We start from the raw sequence: 24,842 nt of genomic DNA, 5'->3' as shown, positions 1-24,842 counted from the left end.
TCTCGTACTAAGCCATGGCGGACACCGCGATCGCGGCGAGCGGCAGCAGCAGGCCGACGAGCGCGCGGCCTCGGCCGGTGTCAGTGCGTCCGGACACTCGCAGGGCGATGTTGCCCGAGGCCAGGCCGGCGGCGCCGAACAGGCCGCCGACGACCGCGAACGAGGTGAACAGGCCGAGCGGGCCCAGCACCACGGCCGCCGGCGCCGGGGCGTTGCGTGCCGCCGCAGGCCGGACAGCCGTCGTTCCAGGGGTGTGCATCCGCCGTCCTTCCGCGATCGGCCCGGTCGCTCCGGCCCAGACCGATCCTGGAACACGGCGCCCTGTGCACACCTCCCGGGCGGGAGGGAAACCGCGCTCCCCCGATCGGGGGACGGAGCCGGCAGCGCGGGACGTCACACTCAGCGCCCATGACCTGAGGAATCCGCCCTGGTCGTCCCTGGGCTGCCGGGCTGACGACCCCGCCGGGCATCCGGGCCGGGCGTGGGGCGACTTCCAGGGCAGGAGCGGGCCGAGGCGCTGGACAAGGCGGCACACGGTCGCCGTCGAGATCCCGAACAGCGGAGCCGGCCGGTCTCGGCTCTGGTCTCGTTCACCCCGTCCGACCGGGTTCGGCCGCCACCCGGAAGTTCACTCCGCTGCAGGTCAGAACGGGTGCGAACCCCGGCGGACGGCGTTCGGGAGAATTGGAAAGCATACTGGGGGCAACCCCTCATGAGTTCGAATCTCGTACCGCCTCTGCCCGCCAGGGCACAGGTCGGCCCCGACCGCTTCTACGGCCGGGGCCTTCGTCGTTCTGTGGCTGCAGTTTTGGTTGCAGTTGTCGGCGCGGGCTCTGGCATGCGGTTCCACTTGTTTGAACCGGCCCGCAATCGGACGGTACCTGCTGCGCCCCTGCGACCACCGCATGATCTTCAAGAGTCCACACGGTCCTGGTGATCACGCGGTGGCTGTTGCCGTTCCCATCGAGTTCCAGCGTAAGGTCGTGAAATCACACCGGAGCGCGAGTTCGATTCTCCTTCCCGCTCCAGTGCAAAGCGGCAGGCCAGACGCCTGCGGCTTCTACGCTCCTGGCCCTAGGTGTACTGACCATGGAGGTTGGTGACAGGGCCCACGGCGTGGTGATCTTGAAATGAGTGAGGCCTTCTGGCCTGGTGTGGATTGCGACATCTGCACCGGCGAGCAGAAAGGCCCTCTCGCCACACCGCAACGCACCGCTGACCGAGACCGGACGCCTGCGCCTGGCCCGCTGCGTGGCCGAGGACGGCTGGCTGCTGCGGCGGGCCGCCGAACGCTTCCAGGTCTCCCCGACCACCGCCAAGCGCTGGGCCGACCGCCACCGCGCCCTGGGCGAGGCGGGCATGGACGACCGGTCCTCACGGCCGCACCGCAGCCCGCGCCGGACCCCGACGCGTACCGAACGACGGATCGTCAAAGTCCGGCCCTGCGATGCTGGGGACCCGCCCGCATCGCCTACCTCCTCGGGCTCAACCCCGCCACCGCCCACCGCATCCTGACCCGCTACCGGCTCGCCCGCCTCGACCGGGCCACCGGTCCGTGTGGCGCTACGAGCACTCCGCGCCGGGTGAGTTGGTCCACGTCGACGTCAAGAAGCTCGGCAACATCCCCGACGGCGGCGGACACCGGACCCTGGGCCGCGAGGCCAGCCGCAGGACCCGCTCCGGCTACCTGCACAACGCCGTCGACGACCACTCCCGCCTCGCCTCGCCTCGCCTCCAGCGAGATTCTGCCCGACGAGCGCAAGGAGACCGCCCCCGCGTTCCGGACCCGCGCGGACGAGTTCTTCGCCCGGGCCGGGATCACCGTCCGGCGCGTGCTGACCAACAGCGGACGCCTGCTACCGTCCCGGACCTGGCGCGACACACTCGCGGCCGAGCATTGCAGACAAGCGCACTCGCCCCTACCGGCCCCAGACCAACGGCAAGGTCGAACGCTTCAACCGCACCCCGCTCGACGAATGGGCCTACGCCAGGCCCTACCGCACCGAACAGGAACGACGCGACGCCTACCCTGCCGGGCTTCACACCTACAATCACCACCGCGGACACACTGCACTCGCAGGCAAACCACCCGCCAGTCGCGGCCCCAACCTCACAGGACAGAACACCTAGGGTGTCCGGCCGGGTCAGCCAGGGGCTAACTGCTCAGAAGAGCTTCGACGGAGCCAAGATGACCGAGACCAGGTGCTTCGTGAAGGGTTGTCGCTTCGTGGCGTCCGACTTCGAGATGCGGGAGCCCTGAGTGTACTTGTCCAGCTGTTCCTTGACGGTGGTCGAAGCATCCTCCAGTTCGTTGTCGCTGAAGGTGCGGTGAGCCTCAGCCATCTTCGCGATATCCCCCCAGTGGGAGGGGTCCTTGTCCAGGACTTTCATCACCAGCGCGAAAGCCACGAAGGGGGCAAGGTGCCTCCGCTCCGAGTATCGGGTCTGCGACCGTGATGACTGGAGATACTCGTCCACCTGGCGCAGGACACTCGCCGCCCAGTAGAAGATGTTCGGGCCGGCCTTCGGGTCGAAGGCCTGCCGGTAGCGGGCATCTTCGGCGAGGAGCGAGTTGGGCTTCCCGCGGGCGACTTCCGGGCGGCCGTAGGCGATGGCGTACATGGCCTGGCCCAGGTACGGGATGCTGATGATCTTTGCTGGGTCCTTCCCCAGGTTCCGGTAGTAGCCCTTGCGCCGGTCGTAGAACAGGCCCTTGGCCCCGAAATAAGCCTCAATCCTGCGCTGGATTTCGTCCGTCGCACGCAGCGACGCATCCGGCACTGGAGTCTGGCGATTGGTGGCACGGATGATCTTGTCCCGGACGGCGTCGTCGCTCGCCTTGATCACGCGCACGAGGATCTTACGGTCGTCAAGCTCCAGGGCGGCTTTGCCGGCCGCCCCGGCCTCCTTAATCCAGTTGTGGAGCGTGTGTGAGGTCTGCAAGCCGTTCACGATCTGAATATTCTTCAGGGCAAACGTCTTGCCCACGCTGTGGGCCTCGTCGCACACAATCGTCACACCATTGTTGAGCCACCAGAAGTCCGGACCGGCGGAGTCCCGCAGGGAAGCGAGGATCTCCTTGTTGACGGCGACCTGGCCCTGGTAGTCCCTAACGTTAGCGTCGAACAGGTGGCGCCGAAGTCCCAAGCCCTCGTCGGAGATCAGCTTGATGAAACTCGACAGTCGTGCGAGTGCCACGTACGACTCCCCGCTGGTGAGCACCTCATCGCACTCTAGCGTCAGCGTCTCGGCTTCGCGCGTGTCGTACATCCGCCAGAGTTCTTCGGCGCCCAGCATCGTCACGTTCACATCTGCCGAGGGCAGCTTGTGGAAGATCTCCTCGCGCAGTCGGCCGACCCGACTGGAGACGTTGGCATTGATCTCGGTCGACAGGCCGCGGGTGCCGACGATCACATTGACTTGCACCTTCGGTCGCTTAGCCAGGAGATGCTTGTAGGCCGATCTGAAGACGAATAGCTTCTCCCGCACCTGCTCGTTCAGTTCGTCCGACAGTGAATCAAGGTCAGCACCCAGGTCGAGGGCCGAAGGCAGCACCGACTGGAGGGCCGAGATGGTGGTCTGGGCGAAACTCTTTGAGAACTTCGACTGAATCACGAAGAGAGTGAGTTCCAGCCCCTCCGGGAGTTCCTTCACCGCCTGTGGGCTCTCCACCACCTGATGGTCGAGGGGCAGCACGCTGCCTTCCAGCAGAGTGAAGATGGCATCCACGCCGCCATCGTTGGATCCGTCGACGATGCCGTCACTGATCGCGTCGAGCGTCACTTCCTTCTCTCGGAGAAGCAGCCAGGACAGGAAGACCTCCCAGGCGTCACTGTCCGCCATGTGGCTGGCGTTTTGCTCCTTCCACTGCTCGTAGACAGTCGTGATCAACGTTTGCGCACCAGACATAAGGCGTCCTTGACTGCAGGGGCTGGTTGCTATCAGCATGGAGATCGTTGCACGGTGTTATGCCTCTGAGCCACCGACTTAGAGGAACTAGCTAAGCCTTGGTCTCGGTCTTGGTCTCAATCACCCCGTCCAGCTGGGTTCAGCCGCCACCCAGCCAGAGCCTCCCCCGCAGGCCGGCACGCTTGTAAACCCCACCGAACATGGATCGGGAGAATTGGAAAGCGTGTTTGGGGCAATCACTCACGAGTTCGAATCTCGTATCCTCCGCCTCGATCGAAGGCCCGGACCGCAACAGCGGCCCGGGCCTTCGTCGTTCACCGGCTCATCTGCCGTCTCGACGGACCCTGTCGGTGGCTTCGCGGCTCCGCCCGCGTCAGTCGCCGCCGCCCAGCCGCCGGGCCAGGACTCGGCCGCGCTCGGCCTGCACTGCTCCGGCCTTCCCGGCCGCGTAGCGGAGCAGGCCGAACGGCGCGTGGAGCCGCAGTCGATCGACCACCAGGGCGCCGTCGGCGCCTCGGGCGGTGACGGCGAAGCGGTAGTCCATCCGCACACCGCCCGGGCTGACCACCTCGCCGCTGACCGTCGCCTCGGCCGGCAGCCCGGCGTCCTCGATGCGCAGGCTGACCCGGATGACATTGTCGTGCTGGACCAGTCCGAGGAACCGGAAGCGCTCGACGGCCACGTAGTGCGTGACCCCGGCCTCGTACTGCACGTCCCGCACGTCCACGAGCAGTGGGGAGAGCCCGATGTAGTTCTCGGGGTCTGCCAGGTGTGCGAGTACTGCGGCGGGCGTTGCCGCGATGTCGTAGCTGTGGCTCAGTTCGGTGCTGGGCACGTCCACCCCCGTCCGGTCCGGGTCCGATGTTCCGAGTCCGGCTCGTGGACCGGGGACGATCGAACTCGGCGGTGTGCGACGCCTACAGGTTGCGGTGGACGTCGCGACGGCTTCCGACAGTCAACACCCGCACGATCGGCTTGTGCCCCCACGCGGCGGCACTTCCCAAGGCCGTTCGGATATGTCAACGATGTGCGGCCCGAGGGGGCAGTTCGGCCTCGTCCTGCGCGCCGGGACCGCACGACCCGCAGCAGCCGCCTAGCGTGGTCCCGCGCCTGCCTGGTGCACCGGCTCGCATCAGCTACGTCCGGAGGGGCACACGGCCCGGGTCAACCGCCACACCATCGCTCGGTCGGTGACGTTCTGGCTCCGCCCGGCGTTCGCGTTGCGCGTCTACAGCCGGTTCCAACGCCTCGTCGGTTTCGACCGCTCGATGGCCTTGGCCTCGGCCGCGCTGACGGCGCTGATTCCGCTGGCCCTGCTGTGCGGCGGCCTGGCAGCCCGACTCGGGGCCAAGGACATCGCGGAACGCGTCGTCGAGCGCTACGACCTCACCGGCGACGGCGCCGAGGCCGTGCGTCGGCTCCTCCCGGAGTCGAGCGACTGGACCACGCTGGGGTTGTTCGGCGGCGTCTTCCTCCTGATCTCTGTCCTGAGCCTCGCGCGCGCCGCACAGCGGCTCTTCGAGCAGGGCTGGGACCTGCCGCCGCTGAGTGTCCGCAACACCGTCAACGGGCTCAGATGGATCCTGCTGCTCGCCGCGTACGTGGCGCTGAGCGGACTCGCCCACGCGACGTTCAGCCGCCGTGAACTGGGAGCGGCCCTGGTGGAAGCGCCCCTGACCTTGGCGTTCCTGCTGTGGAGCGGCCGCCTGCTGTCCGCCCACCGGATCCCCGGACGTGACTTGATGCCGTTCGCCGTCGTCTGCGCCGTCGCGCTGACCGGCTACTCGGTGGCCATGGCTGCCTACCTGCCTCGCCTGTTCGACTCCTACGCGAACCGCTACGGCGCGGTCGGGGCGGTCTTCGCGATGCTCTCCGCTCTTTTCGGGGCCATGCTCACGGTCGTCGCCTCGACGGCGATCGGCAACGAAGTGCGCGTCGAGATCGTCCGGATCGGCCGGGGCGAACGCCCGCCGGACAACGAGGTGCGCCGGCAATGGGCTGCGGTCCTGCAAACGGCCCGGTCACGCTGGCGCACGACTCGGGGCAAGGCCGGCCGCACCCACCACGACGGGAAGTCCTGACCGGGCCTTCGTCAGCAGCGCCGCCCGTCGACGGGCGTCAGTCGGAGTGGCCCCACGTTGCCAGCTGGTCGCGGAAGGTCGGGCAGGTGACGATGTCGGTCCTGCTGCACTGGAGGGCGTGGGTCAGGAGTTGGTGGGCGTGGTCGAGGTCGAGCATGCGCTGTTCGATCTCGGCGACCTTGGCGCGGATCATCGCCTGTCGCTGCGGCTGGTCCTGTTGGAACTCCCTGACCTCGGCCAGGCTCAGGCCGGCTTGCTGGAACTTGCGCAGCAGCACGATCCGCTCTGCGGCCTGTGGCGGATAGCGCCGCTGCCCGCTCCGGCGTTCGGGTGCGGGGAGCAGGCCGTGGCGTTCCCAGAAGCGGATGGCCGACGCGGGGACGTTGGTGAGCTCGGCGAGCTGACCGATCGTCATGCGCATCCTTCGCTCACCCTCACCCGGCCGGCCCGACGCTTGACTTGAACCTTAGTTCAAGTCGCAGAGTGGCAGGCACGTGCGGCGGCGGCGAACCGGCCACCGCCGACAGGGAATTGGGAGATGAAGAGATGGCAGGCGCACCAGAACACCAGCTCGTCGAGGCTGCCCGACAGCTGTTCGCGGCGGGGGTGATGTCGCACTCCGGGCACGCCAACCTGAGCGTCAGACTCGACGCCGAGCGCTTCCTGCTGACCCCGGGGTACGTCCGTGACCTGGAGCCCCACCAGCTGGCGACCGTCGGGCTCGACGGGCGGGTGCTGGAGGGTGAACTGCGCTCCGTCAGCGCCGAGATCATCACCATGCACAGCGTCGTCTACCGTGCTCGCCCGCACGTGGGCGCGATCGTCCACACCCACTCGCCGTCCGCGACGGCCTTCGCGGTGGCCCACCGGCCGCTGCCGTGCCACACCGAGCCGATGCTGCGCTTCGGACAGCCCGAGGACGTACCGGTGGTGCCGTGGGGGCCGCGCGGGTCGGACGTGTCGGTCCGGGGCATCGCCGACGTACTGGAGCGACGGCCGACGACGGCCGCGGTCCTCCTGGCCAACCACGGGTTGCTGGTGTTCGGTCCGGACGCGGCGGCCGCCGCCCACCTCGTGGTGGCGATCGAGGAGAGCGCCGAGGCCGAGATCGCCGCTGCGGCGATCGGCGGGGCCGTGGACTTCCCCGAGGGCGCGCTGGAGGCGGTCCGGGCCTCGATCGCACGGGTCGCGTCATGACCGAGCACGCCTTCGCGGAGCGTTCCGAAGCCCTGCGGGATCGCTACCGCACGACGCTCGGGGCCGTCCCTCGCGCAGTGGAGGACCGTCTGCGGGTGGCCCGGGCCTTCGGCCGGCTCCCCACGGAGGAGGCGTTCACGGCGCTGCGCCACATCGTGCTGGCCGACAGCCCGCTCGGCGGTCGGGTGCAACAGCTGGTCCACTTCGGGCAGTTGCTGGCTCTCGGCCGAGCGGAACCGGCCCGGATCCACGCCCGGGGAGCACTCCACGCGGGCGCCGGCATCGCCGACCTCATCGGGGTCGCCGAGACCGCGCTCATCACCTCGGGCACGCCGGCCTACGCGCTCGGCATCGAGATCGTCGTCGAACTCCTGCCCGACGAGGGCGGCACGGCCGAACACGGGCAGTGCGGGGACGCGCCGAGCCCCGGTGTCAGCACTCGACCCCGATCGCTCCCGCCGTCGCGACCATGAGCTCGACCGCCTCGCGGTCGGTGAGCCCTTGCTCCCGGCACGGGGAGCGCCAGGTCGCGAACGCCGCGGCGTGGCCGATCGCCGCCCGCCGGACCGGGTCGTCGGCCTCCGGCCAGGCACCGGTCAGCACCTCGACGTCCTGCCTGGTGGTCTCCTCCCAGGCCTCCCGGACCTCCCGAACCTGCCGGACGGCGCGGGCACGGCGTGCTGGTCGCGAATGACCAGCGTCAGCATCTGCTCGCCCGTGCGGTGGAAGCGGTAGATGTCGGCGAGCCCGACCACCGGCCGCTCAAGGGGGTTCTCGATCGCGCCCCACTCCTCGGGGCGGGGCGGCCTCTGCTGCGACAGCCAGTGCCCGAGCACGCCTCGAACAGCGCCGTCCCGTCCGGGAGGCGCCGGTGGACGGTCGGTTCGGGTGACGCCGACGCGTCGGTCGGGTGACGCCGGCTCGCTCGGCGACGGCCGCGATGCCGGTCGACGCCGGGCCCGCGGTGCCGTGCAGGTCCACGGCGGCGTCCACGATGCGCTGCCGCGTCCGCTCCACGTCCTCCGCGCGTTTGCGCATCTCGTGGCCGCGCGGGGAACTCCACACCATGGGGAACGCCGGCCCGGCCCCGGCGCGAACGATCGAGATCATCGGTCCGGCCGGGTTCGAGCACTTCTTCCGCGAGCCGGCCGAGGTGCTCACCTACGGGCCGCCGCAGCCGGAGGACGCGGTGCCGGCGCTCGCCGCCGAGTACGAGGTCGAGTTCGGGCGGCCCGCCCGGCTGCCCGACGTCGTCTCGCGCTTCGACCTGACGCCGCCGCCCGGCGTCCGACCCGCTCCGGCGCCGCCGAGCTCCTCCGGCGGCCGGGGTGCTCGCGGCACCGGAGCGGGTCACGGCACCGGTGGCGGGCGGGTCAGAGGTTGAACATCCCGCGGTACGGCTCGGAGATGCGCTCCTGCCGTGATCCGAAGTCGACCAGTACCGCGGTGTCGCCTTCGACTCCGATGACCCGGCCGAGGCCGTAGGCGTCGTGAGTCACACGGTCGCCGAGGGCGAAGTGCTTGCGCGGCGCTTCGGCCTTGGCCTTGAAGGGGCTGGTGGGCAGGTGTCGGCGAACTGCTTCAGGCTTTCTCATCCAGGCCAGTATGCTCCTCGGACCGCCGCAGCGACCCTTTCTGACGGCCCGAATCCTGGATGCCTGAAATGCCGGGTTCACCGAACGGCGCTTTCCCGGGCGCGCGAGCCCGCAGGGGCGCCGCGAACCGGCCACCGCGCCGGGCCGCCGCGCACCGGCCGGGCCAACCGCCCCGATCAGCGGCGATGTTGGCGTACGGGGCGGCTCCGGACCGCCTGCGCCGGGGCGACGCCCGCCGAAACCGGGGTCGAAATGTCCCCCCGTTGCGGGCTCGGGGCTGCTACAGTCGAGGTAGTTGCAGTAGTGGTTCCCATGAACTTTGTGTGCGCCTGCTGATGTATCGCAGGCGCATTTCTGTTTCCCGGACATTTTCCGGGCGGGCGCTCATCGCGGTGACTCGGTGCCCGTATCGTGCGGGTTCCGGAAGGTCCCTTGAAGGAGATTTTTACATGGCTAATGGCACCGTGAAGTGGTTCAACGCGGAAAAGGGCTTCGGCTTCATCGAGCAGGAGGGTGGCGGCCCGGACGTGTTCGCCCACTACTCGAACATCAACGCCAGCGGCTTCCGCGAGCTGCTCGAGGGCCAGAAGGTCGAGTTCGACGTCACGCAGGGCCAGAAGGGCCCGCAGGCCGAGAACATCCGCCCGCTGTAGTTCCCACTGCCCTGGCAATCGCCTGGCAGCGAGGGGCCCGCGCCGCGCACATGGTGCCCGGTGCGGGCCCCTCGGCTTTTTTGAAGAAGGGTCTCCCGCATTGAACCGTTCCAGCCGCCCTCCGCGCCGACGCACCGGTTCCGGCTCCGCATCGGGCAGCAGCGCGGGACCCGCCTCCCGGCGGGAGTTCTCGGTGCCGGTGAGCACAGTGCCGGCCCTGCCCCCCGTCGGTTCCTTCGAGGAGCTGGACCTGCCGAGGGAACTGCTGACGATCCTGGCGCGGCGGGGCGTCACCACCCCCTTCCCGATCCAGGCCGCGACGCTGCCGAACTCGCTGGCCGGCCGCGACGTGCTGGGACGGGGACGCACCGGCTCCGGCAAGACGCTCGCGTTCGGTCTCGCCGTGCTCGCCCGCACCGCCGGGCAGCAGGCCGAGCCGCGGTGCCCGCTCGCGCTGGTCCTGGTCCCCACCCGCGAGCTCGCCCAGCAGGTCACCGAAGCCCTCACCCCGTACGCCCACGCGGCGCGCCTGCGGATGGCCACCGTGGTCGGCGGGGTGCCGGTCCGCCGCCAGGCGCAGGTGCTGAACCGCGGTGCGGAGATCGTGGTGGCCACGCCCGGGCGGCTGGGGGACCTGATCGAGCGCAGGCTGTGCCGCCTGGACCAGGTCGGCATCACCGTCCTCGACGAAGCCGACCAGATGACCGACATGGGCTTCCTGCCCGATGTCACCGCGCTCCTCGAACAGGTCGCCGAGGGCGGCCAGACGATGCTGTTCTCCGCCACCCTGGACCGCAACGTCGACAGCCTGGTGCGGCGTTTCCTGAAGGACCCGGTCACGCACTCGGTGGATCCGTCCGCGGGAGCGGTCAGCACGATGGAGCACCACGTGCTGCACGTGCAGAACTACGACAAGACCGCCACGATCGCCCACATCGCCTCCCGCGACGGCAGGGTGATCATGTTCATCGACACCAAGAGCGGCGCGGACCGGCTGGTCGAGACCCTGCTGGCGAGCGGTGTGAAGGCCGCGGCCCTGCACGGGGGCAAGTCCCAGCCGCAGCGCACCCGCACCCTGGAGCAGTTCCGCACCGGTCAGGTGGCCGCGCTCGTCGCGACCGACGTCGCCGCCCGGGGCATCCACATCGACGGCCTCGACCTGGTCGTCAACCTGGACCCGCCCGCAGACCACAAGGACTACCTGCACCGCGGCGGACGCACCGCCCGGGCCGGCGAGTCCGGCACCGTCGTCACGCTGGTCCTCCCCAACCAGCGCCGCGGGACCGCCCGAATGATGTCCACGGCCGGCATCACCCCCGTCACCACCACGGTCCGGGCCGGCGACGAGGAACTCACCCGGATCACCGGTGCCCGCGTCCCCACCGGCGTGCCCGTCACGATCCCCGACCCCGTCGTCGAGCGGCCCCGTCACAACCGCTCCACCGGCCGGAACCGCTACGGCCGCCCGGCCTCCGCCCCCCGCACCCGCCCGACCGCCGACGGCTCGGGCGGCGCCAAGTCCCGGGCGCACAGCCGGTAGGCGCGAGCCCGGCGCGATCTCGCCGCCCGCGGTGAGGCCCGTGACTCCGGTCGAGGCGCACGACGCTCAGGAGAGTCGGGGGACCACCGGCTGCTGTGCGGTGCCGGCGTCCGTCGCCAGGCGGGCGAGGAGGCGGAGGCCGTCGGCGGTGGGGGTGCCCGGGGGTGCGGAGAGGACGAGGAGTTCGAGGCCGGATTCGTCGGGGAGCGCGAAGTTCTCCTGGTGGAGTTCGAGGGGGCCGACCAGGGGGTGGTGGTAGGCCTTGCGGCCGTGGGTGCGGGCGCGGACGTCGGCGCGGGCCCAGAGGCGGCGGAAGCGTTCGCTGCCCATGGCGAGTTCGCCGATGAGGGAGGCGAGGCGGGGGTCGTCGGGGTACTGGCCGGCGGCCAGGCGGAGGTGGCCGACGACGTCGAGGGTGCAGCTTTCCCAGTCGGCGTAGAGGCCGCGTTCGGCTTCGTCGAGGAAGATGTGGCGGGCCGTGTTGAGGCCGGGGGCGGTGCGGCCGAGGAGGAGGGCGGCGAGCCGGTTCGTGGCGAGGACGTCCAGGCGGTGGTTGATGATCAGCGCGGGGGCGTCGGGGACCAGGTCGAGGACGCGCAGGAGTTCGGGGCGGATCCGGGTGGCCGGGGCCTTCGCGGGACGGCGGCGTTGCCGGGCGAGGCGGTAGAGGTGTTCGCGTTCGGTGTCGTCGAGGTCGAGGACCCGGCCGAGTGCGTCGAGCACCTGCTCGGAGGGCTGGGTGGCGCGGCCCTGTTCCAGGCGGACGTAGTAGTCGACGCTGACGCCGGACAGGTGGGCGACCTCTTCGCGGCGGAGCCCGTCGACCCGGCGGCGGCGGTCGGTGGGGATGCCGGCGGCGGCCGGGTCGACCCGGGAGCGCCTGGTCCGCAGGAAGCCCGCGAGATCGTCCATGCCGGTCAGTATGGCCGCGGTCGGTGCGGTTGAGAGTGGCCCTGTCAGTACCAGGAAGTCCGGTCCGACGGACGAGGAGCCCCTGAACGCCGGGCGTTGCGGCGGCCAGGATCGGAGGCGTTCGATCCGTTGGAGAGGGAGTCCCGCTGTGAAGACGCTGATCGTCCATGCCCACCCGGAGCCGAGGTCGCTCAACGGTTCGCTGAAGGACCTCGCGGTGTCCACCTTGGAGGGCGCCGGGCACGAGGTGCGGGTGAGCGACCTGTACGCGATGAACTGGAAGGCCGTCGTGGACGCCGCGGACTACGGCCCGGAGGCGTCGAGTCCGTTGAAGGTCGCGCTGGACTCGGGGCGGGCGTTCGAGACGGGGGCGCTCTCGCCGGACGTGCGCGCCGAGCAGGAGAAGCTGCTGTGGGCGGACACGATCGTCTTCCAGTTCCCGCTGTGGTGGTACGCGATGCCCGCGATCCTCAAGGGCTGGGTGGACCGGGTGTTCACGTACCGCTTCGCGTACGGGGTCGGCGAGCACAGCGCCGCCAAGTACGGCGAGCGCTTCGGCGAGGGCACTCTCGCGGGCCGGCGGGCGCTGCTGTCGGTGACCGTCGGCGGCCCGGAGTCGCACTACGCGGCGCGCGGGATCAACGGCCCGATCGACGATCTGCTGTTCCCGTTCCAGCACGGGATCCTCTACTACCCGGGCGTCGAGGTGCTGCCGCCGTTCGTGCTGTACGGCGCCGACCGGATGACCGACGAGGACTACCCCGCCGTCGCCGAGGCCTGGGAGCAGCGTCTGCTCACGCTGGAGTCGACCGAGCCGATCGCGTTCCGCCGGCAGAACTTCGGCGACTACGAGCTCCCGTCGCTGCAGCTGAAGGAGGGGCTGGAGCCCGCGGGCCGCACGGGGTTCGGGCTGCACGTGCGCGGCTGAGCGTCGGCGGACGAGGTCTTGATCTCAAGTGGGCTTGAGGTTCTAGCCTCGGTGCCACGCGGCCGGTCGGCCGCGACTGGCCGCGCGACCCGGGGAGTCACGACATGACCATCAGCACGGAGGCGTTCGCCGCTCTGGAGCGGCGGGTCGGGGTGCTGACCGATCGCGCCGAGATCACCGGGCTCATCGACGGCTATCTGATCAGTCTCGACACGGTGCCCCGGGGCGGCGGCCGGTTCGACGAGGCCTGGGCGCGGCGGTACTTCACGTCCGACGTGCGGATCAGCACGCCGGTGGGGCAGCACGAGGGGATCGCGGGGCTGGCCGAGGCCGAGCAGGTCACGCTCGGAAAGTTCGAGCGGACTCAGCACGTCGGCGCCAACTACCTGATCGACCTGGACGGCGACCGGGCCGCGGTGCGCTGGAACGCCCTCATGACCCACGTCCATCTCGCCACCACCCAGCGGGCCCGCGGCGAGGACCCCGGCGGCCACTTCGACGTCGGCGGCACCTTCACCGGCGAGGCGGTCCGCACCCCGGACGGCTGGCGCCTGCGCCGCCTGGACGTCCAGGCCGTGTGGACGACCGGAAGCGGTCCGCTCACCCCGACCCCGAAGGCCGAGGCGACGCTGCGCGACCTTGCGGGCGGGGCGTGACGTCGCCTCCACTTCGGCGGGGCGGGCGCGTTGGAGGTTCGGCGAGTGCCGGGCGGCGGGTTCGGCGCCGAGCGGTGGGCGCCCGCCTTCGCCTGGCCGCCGCCTGCTCCGAAGCCGGGGGAGGTGGAGAAATCTCTACTTCGCGGACGCCGGGGAATGCCAGTGCGCCGGTCGGCCGCAGTTCCTGGCGTTGGTCACGTGTTCGCGCGAGGTGCGTGACCGGGCCGGCGGTGGTCTTCGCGGACGAGCCGACGGGTGCGCTGGACACCCGGACGGCGGCGGTGCTCGGGCTGCTGCGCGAGTCGGTGGAGGTCGGCGGGCAGAGACGCTGGTGATGGTCACCCACGATCCGGTGGCCGCGTCGTACGCGGACCGGGTGGTCCTCCTCGCGGACGGCCGGTTCGCCGGCGAGCTGCACCGGCCGTCCGCCGCGGCGGTGGCGGCACGGATGACCCGGCTCGGGGCGTGGGACGACGACGGGCACCGGCGGCATCGGCCACCTGCTCAAGGACAGCATCTTCGACAACGGGCAGTTCGTCGACGCGATCCGCCGGTTCGCCGCCGGCGGCACCGCGATGGATCCGGCCGTGGTCTACCAGCTGATGGCCAGTCACTCCCGCGACCGCCCGCTCGGCACGCTGAGCGCCCGGGAGCGCGAAGTCCTGGAGCTGATGGCCGAGGACTGCTCCAACACCGCCATCGCCCAGCGCCTGTTCGTCACCGAGCACCGAGGGCGCGGCGGCCAAGCACATCTCGAACATCTTCGTGAAGCTCCGCCTGCCCCCGGACAGCGACAGCAACCGCCGCGTCCTGGCGGTGCTCGCCTACCTCAACGCCTACGCGCCGGCCCTGCGGCGGGCCCTGGCCCGGTCGAGCCGGTAGTAGAGCTCGTACTCCTCGGGACCGACCCAGGCGAACTCACCGGCCTTGCGCGCCATGACCGCGGCCGCCGCCGCGGCGACCATCATGGCCACGGGGGTGCCGAACAGCACCAGGAGGACGAAGGCGGGGCCGCGGGTGAGGCCCAGCACGAGCTCGCTCTCCAGGAAGAACACCGCCCCCGCCACCAGGGACGCCCGCACGGGCCACCGCCTGGTGCGCGCACCCTTTCGGCTCGCGGCCAGCGAGACCCCGGCCGCCAGACCCGGCAACGCCCCCGTGACCAGGCCGAACCCGACGGTCGCGAGCCCGGGCCCGGTCCCGTGCCTGAAGGACATCGCGACGCCCGCGCCGATGAACAGGTACGGCACGGCCCCCGCCGCCGCGCCCAGCCCGGTGGCGTGCCGGACGACCGTCGATCTGCGAAGCATGACGCCCACCCCCTTCGACGGTGGACTGTATACGAATCACCCGGCGCGCGGACAGGGTGAGCCCTCAACTCGCGGGGTTGGCCGTGAGCAGGGCGTGCCCGAGCGGGGTGAGGGTGTGCTGGACCCGGCGGCCCTGACGGGCGGTGGTGATCAGGGCGGCGGCGCGCAGGGCGTTGGTGTGGGGGGAGGCGGACGGCGGGGCGATGCCGAGGGCGGCGGCCAACTCGGTGGTGGTGCAGGGGCCTTGGGCGATGGCGCGGAGGGCGCGGGTGCGGGCCGGGCCGAGCAGGGCGAGCAGGCCGTCGGGGGCGTCGGCGGGCCGGGCGGGGCGGGCTGCGGGATGCAGCAGCGCGGCGGGGCGGCCGGGCGGGTGCAGGACGGCGCACTTGTCGAGGAACAGGTTGGGGTGGAGCTGCAGTCCGCGGCCGGCGAGTCGGTGACGGACCGTCGGGCCGGGGCGGTCGACGGTGAGGGTGCCGGTGTCGTGCCAGCCGAGCCGGGGGTGCAGGCGGTCGAGCATCGCGGCGGGGCCGTCCGTCGCCACCGCCTGTGCGTGGCAACGGACTTCGGCGTCGAGGGTGCGGTGCAGGTCGCGCCATTCGGGGGCCAGGCACTCCCGGTAGAGGGCGGCGGCGGCGTTCACCACGGGCCGCAGCGCGCGGGCGCCGTCCTCGCGCAGGCGCTGGACGACGGGTGGTGCGGTGCGGTCGTAGCAGTGGTCGAGCTCGGTGCGGATGCGGTCGTCGTCGGCGGTCAGCACGCTGTCGAGTTCGTCGGCGAAGCCGCGCAGGTAGGCGGTGCTGTCGGCGAGCAGGAAGTCGGGGACGCCGCGCGGGCTGGCGGCGAGCAGGTCGAGCAGCGGTGCGGCGCGGTGCGGGACACGGGTGCGGATGCGCCGCCACCAGCGGCCTCTCGGACCGGTGCGGCGGTGCGCGGAGACGGCGAGGGAGCCGATCAGGAGCTGTTCCAGCGGCGAGATGCTGAAGCTGGTCCGGGCCAGGTCGGAGACGTCGAGGACGAGTTCGATCACGGGCGTCTCCCCTCGGTGCGGGCCCGGTGGGCGTTTTGTCGCTATGAGGCCCACGGCCTCACAGCTCCCCCGCAGCCGACGGGCGTTGCGACAGTTCGGGCATGCTGATGGACGATCATAGGGCGAAGTACGTTGAGGTTCCCGGCGGTTACCTGCACTGCCGGACGGTCGGCGCCGGCCGGGACGTGGTGCTGTGCAACGCGGGTGCGGCGGACCTGCGGATGTGGGGGTCGACGCTCCCGTGGCTGGCCAGGGCGGCCCGGGTGACGACCTTCGACTACCGCGACACCGGCCTGTCCTCGGCGGGGACGGAGCCGTACAGCGAGGTCGAGGACATCGCGGCGGTGTTCGACGCGGCCGGGGTGACGGACGCGCTGCTGGTGGGCGTCTCGGACGGGGCGCGGCGCGCGCTGGCGTTCGCGCACCGGTACCCGGAGCGGGTGGACCGGGTGGTGGCCGTGGGCGGCACGTTCGGGGCGTTCCCCGAACCGAACGCGGAGGAGGCGGCCTCCCGCCCCGAGCTGCTGGCGCTGTTCGCACGGATCGCGGAGGTCAGGGCGGCCGAGGGGCTGCACGCCTCGGCGGCGGTGGACGTCGACGCGTGGGGTTCGGCGCTCGGGCCGGACCAGCGGCGGCTGATGATCGGCCTGGAGGTGGCGAACTCGCACTGGGTCACGCTGCCGGACGAGGAGTACCTCGGTCGCGAGCCGGACCCGCCCGTCAACACCCGGTTCGCCGAACTCGCCGTCCCCGTCAGCGTCCTGGTCGGCGGCCACGACCTGGCCAGTACCCGGCTGTGGGCCCGGCGGCTGGCCGCGCAGGCGCCGGACGCGGAGCTGACGGTGCTGCCGGGGGCGGACCACTATCCGATGCTGTCGGCGCCGGCCGCGTTCGAGGCCTTCCTGCGCGCGCTGCTCTGAGCGGCCGTCAGTCCCGGTGCACCCAGGCGGGCGTCCAGGTGCCGGGGGCGTCGTGGGCGGCCCTGGTGGCGGCCAGGTGCGCGCGCAGGGCGGCCAGCGCCGGGTGCGGGTTGTCGCGGTGCCACACCAGGGAGTGCGGGTAGACCGGGGTCGGATCGGTGAGCGGGATCCGGCGCAGGCCGTGGCTCGCCGGCCAGACCAGGCGGGTGCCGTCGCTCAGGAAGGTGGCCAGCGCCGGGGTGTCGGCGACGGTGTCGAGCAGGGCGTCGGAGCCGAAGTTGGGGCCGGCGGCCTCGATGGTGAGGCCGAACTCGGCAACCAGGTCGTCGTAGTAGGCCGCCCACTCGGAGCCGGGGAGGATCCCCGGCATCCAGATCCGGTGGCCGACGAGTTGACGCGGCGTCACCGAACGGGCCCCGGCCAGGGCGTGGGCCGGGCCGGTGAGCAGCTGGAGCTGTTCGTCGATCACCCGGGCGGAGAGCAGGTCGTCGGGCAGCGGCCGGCCGGGGGCGGCGACGGCGCGGAAGGTGGCGTCGATGGCGCCGGACCGGACGGCGCGGACGGCCTCGTCGATGTCCAGCAGCTTCACCACGTCGAGTTCGATCCCGGGGTGGGTGCGGTGGAAGTCGCGCAGCAGTCCGGAGGCGGCGCCGCGCAGGTTGATCACGTCCACCCGCAGGGGGCGGCGAGCGGTGTGCACGGAGGCGACGGCCCGGTCGGCGACCCGCAGCAGCTCGCGGGCGTGCGGCAGGAACGCCTGGCCGTCGATGGTGGTCTCGGCGCCCCGCGGGGTGCGGGTGAACAGCCGCACCCCGAGGTCGCGTTCGAGGGCGGCGATGCGCTTGGAGACGGCCTGCTGGGTGATCGCCAGGTCGACGGCGGCCTTCTGGAACTGGCCCGCCTCGGCGACGGCGAGGTAGGTGCGTACGGCTTCGAGGTCCACGCCGACCCACCTTAGTGAACAACCACTGGTTGTGCGTTCGGCCTGCGACGGTTGTTTGACCTGCGGCTCGGCAGCCCGGTTTGCTCTGCCTGGTCAACGCGGCTTTGTGCAGGGCAGGGGGCAGGGTGGGCAGGCGACGTCCCTTGGGGCGGCAGTTCGGGTGGCTGTGGGCGTCGTACGCGGTGAGCGCGTACGGGTCGGGGCTGGGGTTCGGGGCGCTGCCGCTGATCGCGGTGCTGGTGCTGCACGCCGGCCCGGCCGAGGTGTCGGCGCTGTCGGCGGTGGGCCCGGCGGTGGGGGCGCTGCTGGCGGTGCCGCTCGCGCCGTGGGTGGAGTTCCGGCGCAAGCGGCCGGTGATGGTCGCGGCCGACCTGGTGCGGTTCGCCGCGATGGCGTCGATCCCGCTCGCGTACGCGTTCGGGGTGCTCGGGTTCGGCCAGCTGTTCGCGGTGTCGGCGGTGGTCGCCGCGGCGAAGATCGCGTTCGGCGCGGCCAGTGGCGCGTACCTGAAGGCACTGGTCCGGCCGGACGACCTGCTGGTCGCCAACGCCCGTTTCGAGTCGACCAACTGGAGTTCGATCGCGATCGGGCCGCCGCTCGGCGGGGCCGCGATCGGCGTGTTCGGACCGGTCAGCACGGTGCTGGCGGACGCGGGCAGCTACCTGCTCTCGGCGCTCGGCCTGGCGGCGATCCGCGACCGGGAGGAGGCGCCGCAGCCCCGGAGCGCAGGGCGGACCGGATCGCTCCTCGACGGCTGGCGGCACCTGTTCGGCGACCCCGGGCTGCGCGCGCTGTACCTGAACAACCTGCTGGTGTCCGGCCTGATCATGGCCACCGAACCGGTGCTGGCCGTCCTGCTGCTGCGCCAACTCCACTTCCCCGCCTGGCAGTACGGCCTGGCGTTCGCCGCCCCGTGCCTGGGCGGGCTGGTCGGCTCCCGGCTGGCCCGACGGGTGGTGGCGCGGTACGGGCGGGCGTGGGTGTTCCGGACGGTCGGCACGCTGCGCGCGATCTGGCTGATCGGACTGGTCTTCGTCCGGCCCGGCGTGGTCGGGCTGGTCACGGTGATGGCCGTCGAGCTGGCGATCATCGTGAACATGAGCCTGTTCACGCCGGTGCTCGCCACCTACCGGCTGGAACGCACCCCGCAGCACCTGGTCGCCCGCACCCTGACGGCCTGGTCGATCGGCCAGCAGGGCGCCATCGCCGTCCTCACCGCGCTCGGCGGCCTGCTCGCCGACCTGACCGGCCCGCGCACCACCCTCACCGTCGCCGGGCTGCTCGCCCTGGGCACCCCGCTGCTGCTCCCCCGCCGCGAACCGGCGCCGCACCCGCCCGCGCTGCTCGACAGCCGCGCCTGACCAGCCCCGCCGAGAGTGAGGACACCACCGTGCGGAACACCGCGCTGCTCCTGCTGGACTGCCAGCCCGCCGTCCTGTCCGCCCTGCCCGACACCGGGCCGCTGCTCGACCGCCTGGAGCGGGCCGTCGCCGCGACCCGCGCGAGGGGCGGCACGGTGGCCCACGTGCGGACCGCGTTCACCGAGGACGACTGGGCGGCCGTCCCCGCCGGCAACGCCGTGTTCGCGGCGGTCGCCCGGCACCGCGCCCTGCACCACGAGGACCCGGCTACCGCCTTCCACCCGCAACTGGCCCCGCGCGAAGGCGACTTGGTGGCTCGCAAGACCCGCGTCTCCGCGCTGTCCGGCACCGACCTGGACCGGCGGCTGCGCGCCCGCGGCATCGACGCCCTGATCGTCGCGGGCCTCACCACCGGCGGCGCCGTCCTGTCCACCGTTCTGGACGCGTCCGACCGCGACTACCGCCTGCGCGTCCTGTCCGACGGCACCGCCGACCCGGACCCGGAGGTCCACGCGCTCGTGCTGCACCGGGTGCTGCCGCCGCGCGCGGAGCCGGTCACCTTCGCGGAGCTGTTCGACCGCTGAGGACTGCTGGACGACGCCGCCCGGCCCGGCCAACGGCCGGACAGAGCAGGGCAGTTCAGCTCTTGCCGCCGTCGGCCCCGCGCTCGGGCGCTGCGGCGGCGCCGGCGGCGTCGTCGGCCTCCGCCTCGGGCTTGACGTAGAGGATCTCGCGGGCCTGCTCGGCCATCCGGAACAGCCCGTCGGAGACGAAGTCGAGGAACCGCGCGATGTTCTCCAGCCGGGCTGCGGCCGGGGTGCCCGGGCCGAGCACGGGAACGCCCTCGCGGACGGTGGCGACCACGGCGGCGTTGGCGCGGGCGCTGGCGATGGTGGCCTGGTACCAGATGTCGTCGTCGATCACGTACCGCTCGCGCCGGCGGTCGTCGCGCTCGCGACGGATCATGGTCTGCTCGTCCAGGAAGGCGACCGCCTTGGAGATGGACGCCGGGCTGACCTGGAGGCGCTGGGCGAGTTCGGCCGCGGAGAGGACGCCTTCGTCGGTGACCATCAGGGCGGCCAGCACCCGGGCGGGCATCCGGCTCATGCCGGAGTGCATGAAGACCGTGGTGACGGTCTCCTCGTAGGCGCGCACCGCGTCCGGGTCGCGCCCGTCGGCGGGCCGGTCGGCGTACGGGTCGCGCGGCAGGGCCGAGCGGCGCTGGGCGCGGTGCTCGGTGGCGCGGTGGGCGAGGTCGGCCCGGTAGCCGCCCGGGCCGCCGTTGCGCATGACCTCGCGGGTGACGGTCGAGGTCGGCCGGTCGAGGCGGCGGGCGATCTCGGCGTACGCGAGGTCCTCGACCAGTCCCAGCGCGATCTGCTGGCGTTCCTGCTGGGTGAGCCTGCCTCCCGGCATCGCGGTCTCCTTCGTCGGCGTACACGGTGCGCCCCCAGCATAGCGTTCACCCCCATTTCATTGCAACGACTATCGCCCTGACGTTGCGTTATCAAGCTCTCCATTGCAACGATTTATTGCCTCCCACCTGCATTGATGCCATTTGATTGCAACAACTGCGTTGCCAACTCCTTGAACGCAACGTAGCGTTTCCATCATCAGAAACGAAGCGCGCAAGGAGTCCACGATGCAGAAGTTCGCCACCCCCACCGCCATCACCGCCGTCATCGACATCCCGGCCGGCCACCTCCGCCTGATCGCCGCCGACCGCACCGACACCGTCGTCGAGGTGCTCCCCTCGAACCCGTCGAAGAGCCGTGACGTGAAGGCCGCCGAGCAGACCGAGGTGGTCCTCGCCGACGGGGTGCTGCGGATCGTCACCGCCGACGCGAACCACCGTCTGATCGGTCCGACCGGCGCGCTGGAAGTGACCGTCCAGCTGCCGAGCGGCTCGCGGATCGAGGCGAAGGCCGCCGACGCCGACCTGCGCGGCGTCGGACGGCTCGGCGAGGTCGCCTTCGAGAGCGCCCGGGGCCCGGTCAAGGTCGACGAGGCGGCCGGCGGCCGATTCGTCCTGCAGGACGGCAGCATCGAGGTCGGCCGCCTCACCGGGTCGGCCCGGCTCGACACCCAGCGCGGCGACCTCACCGTCAACGAGGCGGTCCGCGGCGACCTGGTGCTCACCACCCAGTCCGGTTCGATCACCGTCGGCGCCGCCCGAGGCGTCTCCGCGTCGCTGGACGCCGGCACCTCCTACGGCCGCATCCACAACGCACTGCGCAACGCGGACGACGTGCCCGCGGTGACCATCCGCGCCACCACCTCCAACGGCGACATCACCGCCCGCACCGTCTGACCGCCGCACCGCACGGCACCACCCCGCACCGCACGGCGCGCCACCTCGCACCGCCCCGCACCGCACGGCCGCCGCCCGGCGGCGGCCCCCTCCGGCACCAACCCGCCCCGCTGTAGAAGGAGTTCTCCCATGACCGGCCTGGCCATCGCGGCACAGGGGCTGCGCAAGTCCTACGGGGACAAGACCGTCCTCGACGGTGTCGACCTGTCCGTCCCGGAAGGGACCGTCTTCGCCCTGCTCGGCCCGAACGGGGCCGGCAAGACCACCGCCGTCAAGATCCTCTCCACCCTCGTCCGGGCCGGCCGGGGCAGCGGGCCGATCCGGATCGGCGGGCACGACCTGGCCGCCGCCCCGCAGGCGGTGCGCGCCGCGATCGGCGTCACCGGCCAGTTCTCCGCCGTCGACGGGCTGATCACCGGCGAGGAGAACATGCTGCTGATGGCGGACCTGCACCACCTGCCCAAGGCGGAGGGCCGCCGGGTCGCCGCCGACCTGCTGGCCCGCTTCGATCTCACCGAGGCCGCGAAGAAGCCCGCCTCCACCTACTCCGGCGGCATGAAGCGCCGCCTGGACATCGCGATGACCCTGGTCGGCAACCCACGGATCATCTTCCTGGACGAGCCGACCACCGGCCTCGACCCCCGAAGCCGGCACGGCATGTGGCAGATCATCAGGGAGCTGGTCACCGGCGGCGTCACCGTCTTCCTCACCACCCAGTACCTGGAGGAGGCCGACGAACTCGCCGACCGCATCGCCGTCCTGCACAACGGCGTGATCGCCGCCGAAGGCACCGCCGAGGAGCTCAAGCGGCTCGTCCCGGGCGGCCACGTCCGACTCCGCTTCACCGACCCGGCGGCGTACCGGTCCGCCGCCGACGCCCTCCCCGAGGGCGCCCGCGACGACGAGTCGCTGACCCTGCTGGTCCCCAGCGACGGCAGCCAGCGTGCGCTGCGCTCGGTGCTCGACCGGCTGGACGCCGCGGGCGTCGAGGCCGAGTCGCTGACCGTGCACACCCCCGACCTGGACGACGTGTTCTTCGCCCTGACCGGCGCCCCGGCCGTCCCCCACCAGTCCGCCCCGTCCACCCCGTCCACTGTCCCGGCCGTCGCGGCCGGTTCCGCCGAGGAGGCCGCCCGATGAGCTCGTTCGCCCTTGCCGTCCGCGACTCGTCCACCATGCTGCGGCGCAACCTGCTGCACGCCCGGCGCTACCCGTCGCTGACCCTGAACCTGCTGCTCACCCCGGTGATGCTGCTCCTGCTGTTCGTCTACGTCTTCGGCAACGCGATGAGCGGCGGGGCCGGCCGCGCCGCCTACGTCGCCTACCTGGTGCCCGGCATCCTGATGATGACCATCGGCTCCACCGTGATCGGCACCGCCGTCTCGATGGCCACCGACATGAACGAGGGCATCGTCGCCCGGTTCCGCACCATGGCGATCCACCGCGGGTCGGTGCTGTTCGGCCGGGTGATCGGCAGTGTGCTGCAGTCGGTGCTGAGCGTGCTGCTGGTCGGCGCGGTCGGTGTCGCCGTCGGCTTCCGCTCGCACGACGCCACCCTGCTGGAGTGGCTGGCCGCGTTCGGCCTGCTGGTGCTGGTCGCGCTCGCCCTCACCTGGATCGCCGTCGGCATGGGCCTCGGCAGCCCGAACGCGGAGGCCGCCAGCAACAGCGCACTGCCGCTGATCGTGCTGCCGCTGATCTCCAGCGCGTTCGTCCCACTGCACTCGATGCCCGGCTGGTTCCAGCCGATCGCCCAGTACCAGCCGTTCACCCCCGCCATCGAGACCCTGCGCGGCCTGCTGCTCGGCACCCCGATCGGCAACAACTGGTGGATCGCCCTGCTGTGGTGCGCCGCCCTCACCGTGCTCGGCTACGTCTGGTCCCGCTCGCAGTTCGACCGCGAGTCCGAGTAACCCGCACCACTCCCGGCGGAGCTGACGTCACGTCAGCTCCGCTGGTGCATCCGGGGGTTGTCCCCCCTGCCGATCCGGGTGGCGACCCCATCCCGCGGCGGCACGCGATCGGACAGGGTGGAGCGACCGACCGCCTTCGATCACGGGGAGAGCACGCCATGGGACACCGGCACAGAACAGCACTGCTGGGGTTGGTCGCACTCCTGCTCGCCCTCCCGGCGGCCACCCCCGCGGCCGCCGCCCCGGCCGACGCCGGCTCCCGACTCGCCCACACCGCCGTCGAGTTCACCAGCGCCGACGGCACCCGACTGCACGGCGAACTGGTCGCCCCGCAGGGCGCGAGCGGCGCCCCCGGACTGGCGATGATCGCCGGGGCCGGCCCGGTCGCCATGGACGAACTCCGGCCCGCCGCCGAGGCGTACGCGGCGCACGGCGTCCCGACGCTGATCTGGGACAAGCGGACCGCCGGCTACTCGACCCTGAGCCGGGACTACGACCGGCTGGCCGACGACGCCCTCGCCGCCGTCCAACTCCTGCACTCCCGGCCCGAGATCGACCCGAACCGGGTCGGCCTGTGGGGCCTGTCGGAGGGGGCCTGGGTGGCCACACTGGCCGCCGGACGGACCTCCGAGGTGTCCTTCGTGGTGACCGCCGGCGCGGTCGGCCTCAGCCCGGCCCGCCAACAGGCCTGGGCCTACGGGGAGTTCCTCCGCCACGCGGGCATCGGCGGCTCGCTGGCGCCGACCATGCAGAGCACGCTGATCCGGGAGCTGTCCGCCGCCGGACTCTTCCCGGAGGCCGACTACGACCCGGTGCCCGCCTGGGAGCGGCTCCGACTGCCGGTGCTGGCCGAGTGGGGAACACTGGACCGCGAGGCCGTGCCCGCCGAGAGCGAACGGATCGTCCGGGACGCGTTGGACCGCGCAGGCAACCGCCACTACACGATCCGCAACGTCCCGGACGTCCGCCACAATCTCCGCCGTAGCTTCGCCGACGGCTTCGACCGTCCGAGCCAACTGCCCGACGACTACGCCGACTTCGAGTCCCGCTGGATCACCGGTCTGGCCGCCGGCCTGCCACCGGTGTCGGTGGACGCCGCCCCCGCGCAGGAGCACGCCAGCCGGCCGCTCGCCCCGCTCGGCTGGTACGAATCGCCGTGGCTGCAGGCCGCGTCGGCCGTCGTCTGCCTGCTCGGTTTCGTCGGCCACCTGTCCGTCGGCGCGGTCCGCCGACTGCGCCGCCGCCCCGCCCCCGTCGGAGTGCCCCGCCCGGCCCGCTGGGCCGCCCTGACCGGTACGTTCGCGGTCGTCGGCACCCCGCTCTACCTGCTGTTCATGGCCATCACGGCAGCCGCCCTGCCCGGACCGGTCCTGCTGGGTCGGCCGGTGGTCTGGTCGGTTCTCCAACTGGCGTCCGTGGCAACGGTGGTGGCCTTGGCACTGACTGTCGCGGCGGCCGTCCGGAGCCACCCGGCGAACGGCAGCCGGGTGCGGCTCGGGCTCCTGGCGCTCTCGGGCGCGGTGTTCGTCCCGTGGGCGCTGTACTGGGGGCTGCTGCGCCCCTGAGCTGTACCGGGACCGGTA

The 24,842-nt window shown here is 71.9% G+C and carries 27 protein-coding genes and 4 pseudogenes; 18 read left to right on the top strand and 13 right to left on the bottom strand.

Translation table 11 applies throughout. The features are described from left to right. Positions 1–7: 7 nt before the first annotated feature. Both CG736_RS36640 and CG736_RS39050 read right to left on the bottom strand, forming a co-directional pair. A complete protein-coding gene (locus CG736_RS36640; RefSeq protein WP_157815793.1) occupies positions 8–259 on the bottom strand; it encodes a hypothetical protein in 252 nt (83 codons plus the stop codon). Positions 260–472: 213 nt separating this feature from the next. Continuing rightward, positions 473–565, bottom strand: a pseudogene (locus CG736_RS39050) (IS5/IS1182 family transposase); the annotation flags it as partial. A gap of 593 nt (positions 566–1,158) precedes the next feature. On the opposite strand from CG736_RS39050, the pseudogene CG736_RS29760 reads away from it, so the two are divergent. Continuing rightward, positions 1,159–2,130, top strand: a pseudogene (locus CG736_RS29760) (IS481 family transposase). 33 nt (positions 2,131–2,163) lie between these two features. Here CG736_RS29760 and CG736_RS29755 read toward each other — a convergent pair. Next, positions 2,164–3,909, bottom strand: coding sequence for an AIPR family protein (locus CG736_RS29755; RefSeq protein WP_157815792.1), 1,746 nt, complete (start codon positions 3,907–3,909; stop codon positions 2,164–2,166). 373 nt (positions 3,910–4,282) lie between these two features. After that, the gene (locus CG736_RS29750; RefSeq protein ID WP_100589250.1) at positions 4,283–4,744 is read right to left on the bottom strand and encodes an SRPBCC family protein; all 462 of its coding nucleotides are present in this window, start codon (positions 4,742–4,744) and stop codon (positions 4,283–4,285) included. A gap of 355 nt (positions 4,745–5,099) precedes the next feature. Here CG736_RS29750 and CG736_RS29745 point away from each other — a divergent pair, with 355 nt between their 5' ends. Beyond that, the gene (locus tag CG736_RS29745) at positions 5,100–5,990 is read left to right on the top strand and encodes a YhjD/YihY/BrkB family envelope integrity protein (RefSeq protein WP_232734265.1); all 891 of its coding nucleotides are present in this window, start codon (positions 5,100–5,102) and stop codon (positions 5,988–5,990) included. Positions 5,991–6,027: 37 nt separating this feature from the next. Here CG736_RS29745 and CG736_RS29740 read toward each other — a convergent pair whose 3' ends face one another. Then, entirely contained in the window at positions 6,028–6,405 is a 378-nt protein-coding gene (locus CG736_RS29740; protein WP_232734264.1) for a MerR family transcriptional regulator, read from the bottom strand. 131 nt (positions 6,406–6,536) lie between these two features. Here CG736_RS29740 and CG736_RS29735 point away from each other — a divergent pair, with 131 nt between their 5' ends. Both CG736_RS29735 and CG736_RS29730 read left to right on the top strand, forming a co-directional pair. Next, a complete protein-coding gene (locus CG736_RS29735) occupies positions 6,537–7,187 on the top strand; it encodes a class II aldolase/adducin family protein (protein WP_100589221.1) in 651 nt (216 codons plus the stop codon). Beyond that, a complete protein-coding gene (locus CG736_RS29730; RefSeq protein WP_232734263.1) occupies positions 7,184–7,660 on the top strand; it encodes a carboxymuconolactone decarboxylase family protein in 477 nt (158 codons plus the stop codon). Before CG736_RS29735 ends, CG736_RS29730 begins: the two co-directional genes overlap by 4 nt. Here the strand turns inward: CG736_RS29730 and CG736_RS36635 are convergent. Both CG736_RS36635 and CG736_RS39045 read right to left on the bottom strand, forming a co-directional pair. Further along, a complete protein-coding gene (locus CG736_RS36635; protein ID WP_157815791.1) occupies positions 7,620–7,790 on the bottom strand; it encodes a hypothetical protein in 171 nt (56 codons plus the stop codon). The two genes, CG736_RS29730 and CG736_RS36635, sit on opposite strands and share 41 nt — an antisense overlap. Positions 7,791–7,949: 159 nt before the next feature. After that, positions 7,950–8,225 (bottom strand): TetR family transcriptional regulator, encoded by a 276-nt coding sequence (locus CG736_RS39045; protein WP_100589248.1) that lies wholly within the window; start codon positions 8,223–8,225, stop codon positions 7,950–7,952. Positions 8,226–8,253: 28 nt separating this feature from the next. Here CG736_RS39045 and CG736_RS29720 point away from each other — a divergent pair, with 28 nt between their 5' ends. Further along, entirely contained in the window at positions 8,254–8,571 is a 318-nt protein-coding gene (locus tag CG736_RS29720) for a hypothetical protein (protein ID WP_100589220.1), read from the top strand. On the opposite strand, the gene CG736_RS29715 is transcribed toward CG736_RS29720, so the two are convergent. Next, positions 8,561–8,782 (bottom strand): hypothetical protein, encoded by a 222-nt coding sequence (locus CG736_RS29715; protein WP_100589219.1) that lies wholly within the window; start codon positions 8,780–8,782, stop codon positions 8,561–8,563. The two genes, CG736_RS29720 and CG736_RS29715, sit on opposite strands and share 11 nt — an antisense overlap. A 449-nt stretch (positions 8,783–9,231) precedes the next feature. On the opposite strand from CG736_RS29715, the gene CG736_RS29710 reads away from it, so the two are divergent. Next, the gene (locus tag CG736_RS29710) at positions 9,232–9,435 is read left to right on the top strand and encodes a cold-shock protein (protein ID WP_030916923.1); all 204 of its coding nucleotides are present in this window, start codon (positions 9,232–9,234) and stop codon (positions 9,433–9,435) included. Positions 9,436–9,535: 100 nt separating this feature from the next. Continuing rightward, entirely contained in the window at positions 9,536–10,975 is a 1,440-nt protein-coding gene (locus CG736_RS29705; protein ID WP_100589218.1) for a DEAD/DEAH box helicase, read from the top strand. Between the two features lie 66 nt (positions 10,976–11,041). On the opposite strand, the gene CG736_RS29700 is transcribed toward CG736_RS29705, so the two are convergent. After that, a complete protein-coding gene (locus tag CG736_RS29700) occupies positions 11,042–11,887 on the bottom strand; it encodes a helix-turn-helix transcriptional regulator (RefSeq protein ID WP_100589217.1) in 846 nt (281 codons plus the stop codon). A 148-nt stretch (positions 11,888–12,035) separates the two neighbouring features. Here CG736_RS29700 and CG736_RS29695 point away from each other — a divergent pair, with 148 nt between their 5' ends. From CG736_RS29695 to CG736_RS29680, 4 genes and pseudogenes are all read left to right on the top strand, one after another. Next, positions 12,036–12,815, top strand: coding sequence for an NAD(P)H-dependent oxidoreductase (locus tag CG736_RS29695; RefSeq protein ID WP_100589216.1), 780 nt, complete (start codon positions 12,036–12,038; stop codon positions 12,813–12,815). Between the two features lie 104 nt (positions 12,816–12,919). Next, positions 12,920–13,471 carry a nuclear transport factor 2 family protein gene (locus CG736_RS29690; protein ID WP_100589215.1) on the top strand — a complete coding sequence of 184 codons (552 nt, stop codon included), beginning with the start codon at positions 12,920–12,922 and terminating at the stop codon, positions 13,469–13,471. A gap of 215 nt (positions 13,472–13,686) precedes the next feature. Next, a pseudogene (locus CG736_RS29685) lies at positions 13,687–13,961 on the top strand (ABC transporter ATP-binding protein); the annotation flags it as partial. Beyond that, positions 13,951–14,353, top strand: a pseudogene (locus tag CG736_RS29680) (LuxR C-terminal-related transcriptional regulator); the annotation flags it as partial. The pseudogenes CG736_RS29685 and CG736_RS29680, both read left to right, overlap by 11 nt. Here the strand turns inward: CG736_RS29680 and CG736_RS29675 are convergent. Further along, entirely contained in the window at positions 14,308–14,781 is a 474-nt protein-coding gene (locus tag CG736_RS29675; RefSeq protein WP_100589214.1) for a hypothetical protein, read from the bottom strand. The pseudogene CG736_RS29680 and the gene CG736_RS29675 overlap by 46 nt on opposite strands. Positions 14,782–14,845: 64 nt before the next feature. Beyond that, the gene (locus tag CG736_RS29670) at positions 14,846–15,811 is read right to left on the bottom strand and encodes a helix-turn-helix transcriptional regulator (protein ID WP_100589213.1); all 966 of its coding nucleotides are present in this window, start codon (positions 15,809–15,811) and stop codon (positions 14,846–14,848) included. Between the two features lie 107 nt (positions 15,812–15,918). On the opposite strand from CG736_RS29670, the gene CG736_RS29665 reads away from it, so the two are divergent. Then, the gene (locus tag CG736_RS29665; RefSeq protein ID WP_157815790.1) at positions 15,919–16,731 is read left to right on the top strand and encodes an alpha/beta fold hydrolase; all 813 of its coding nucleotides are present in this window, start codon (positions 15,919–15,921) and stop codon (positions 16,729–16,731) included. A 7-nt stretch (positions 16,732–16,738) separates the two neighbouring features. Here CG736_RS29665 and CG736_RS29660 read toward each other — a convergent pair whose 3' ends face one another. Then, positions 16,739–17,674, bottom strand: a complete 936-nt coding sequence (locus tag CG736_RS29660) for a LysR family transcriptional regulator (protein WP_100589211.1) — start codon at positions 17,672–17,674, stop codon at positions 16,739–16,741. A gap of 143 nt (positions 17,675–17,817) precedes the next feature. Between CG736_RS29660 and CG736_RS29655 the strand changes: the two genes are divergently transcribed. Both CG736_RS29655 and CG736_RS29650 read left to right on the top strand, forming a co-directional pair. Further along, a complete protein-coding gene (locus CG736_RS29655; protein ID WP_369880699.1) occupies positions 17,818–19,035 on the top strand; it encodes an MFS transporter in 1,218 nt (405 codons plus the stop codon). Positions 19,036–19,064: 29 nt separating this feature from the next. Further along, positions 19,065–19,619, top strand: coding sequence for a cysteine hydrolase family protein (locus CG736_RS29650; RefSeq protein WP_232734262.1), 555 nt, complete (start codon positions 19,065–19,067; stop codon positions 19,617–19,619). Between the two features lie 55 nt (positions 19,620–19,674). Here CG736_RS29650 and CG736_RS29645 read toward each other — a convergent pair whose 3' ends face one another. Beyond that, complete coding sequence (locus CG736_RS29645; RefSeq protein WP_100589209.1) at positions 19,675–20,451, bottom strand: helix-turn-helix domain-containing protein; 777 nt, start codon at positions 20,449–20,451, stop codon at positions 19,675–19,677. A gap of 226 nt (positions 20,452–20,677) precedes the next feature. On the opposite strand from CG736_RS29645, the gene CG736_RS29640 reads away from it, so the two are divergent. From CG736_RS29640 to CG736_RS38130, 4 genes are all read left to right on the top strand, one after another. Further along, positions 20,678–21,346, top strand: coding sequence for a DUF4097 family beta strand repeat-containing protein (locus CG736_RS29640; RefSeq protein WP_100589208.1), 669 nt, complete (start codon positions 20,678–20,680; stop codon positions 21,344–21,346). 129 nt (positions 21,347–21,475) lie between these two features. After that, on the top strand, positions 21,476–22,486 hold the full coding sequence (locus CG736_RS29635) for an ATP-binding cassette domain-containing protein (protein ID WP_100589207.1): 1,011 nt from the start codon (positions 21,476–21,478) through the stop codon (positions 22,484–22,486). Then, positions 22,483–23,259 (top strand): ABC transporter permease, encoded by a 777-nt coding sequence (locus CG736_RS29630; RefSeq protein WP_100589206.1) that lies wholly within the window; start codon positions 22,483–22,485, stop codon positions 23,257–23,259. Before CG736_RS29635 ends, CG736_RS29630 begins: the two co-directional genes overlap by 4 nt. A gap of 158 nt (positions 23,260–23,417) precedes the next feature. Continuing rightward, positions 23,418–24,824, top strand: coding sequence for a prolyl oligopeptidase family serine peptidase (locus CG736_RS38130; RefSeq protein ID WP_100589205.1), 1,407 nt, complete (start codon positions 23,418–23,420; stop codon positions 24,822–24,824). Positions 24,825–24,842: the final 18 nt, after the last annotated feature.

The organism is Kitasatospora sp. CB02891 (assembly GCF_002803145.1).
In the GTDB taxonomy this organism is placed as follows: Bacteria; Actinomycetota; Actinomycetes; order Streptomycetales; family Streptomycetaceae; genus Kitasatospora; species Kitasatospora griseola.
Note: the sequence above shows the minus strand (reverse complement) of the source record. Positions and strands in the feature narration are given on the sequence as shown.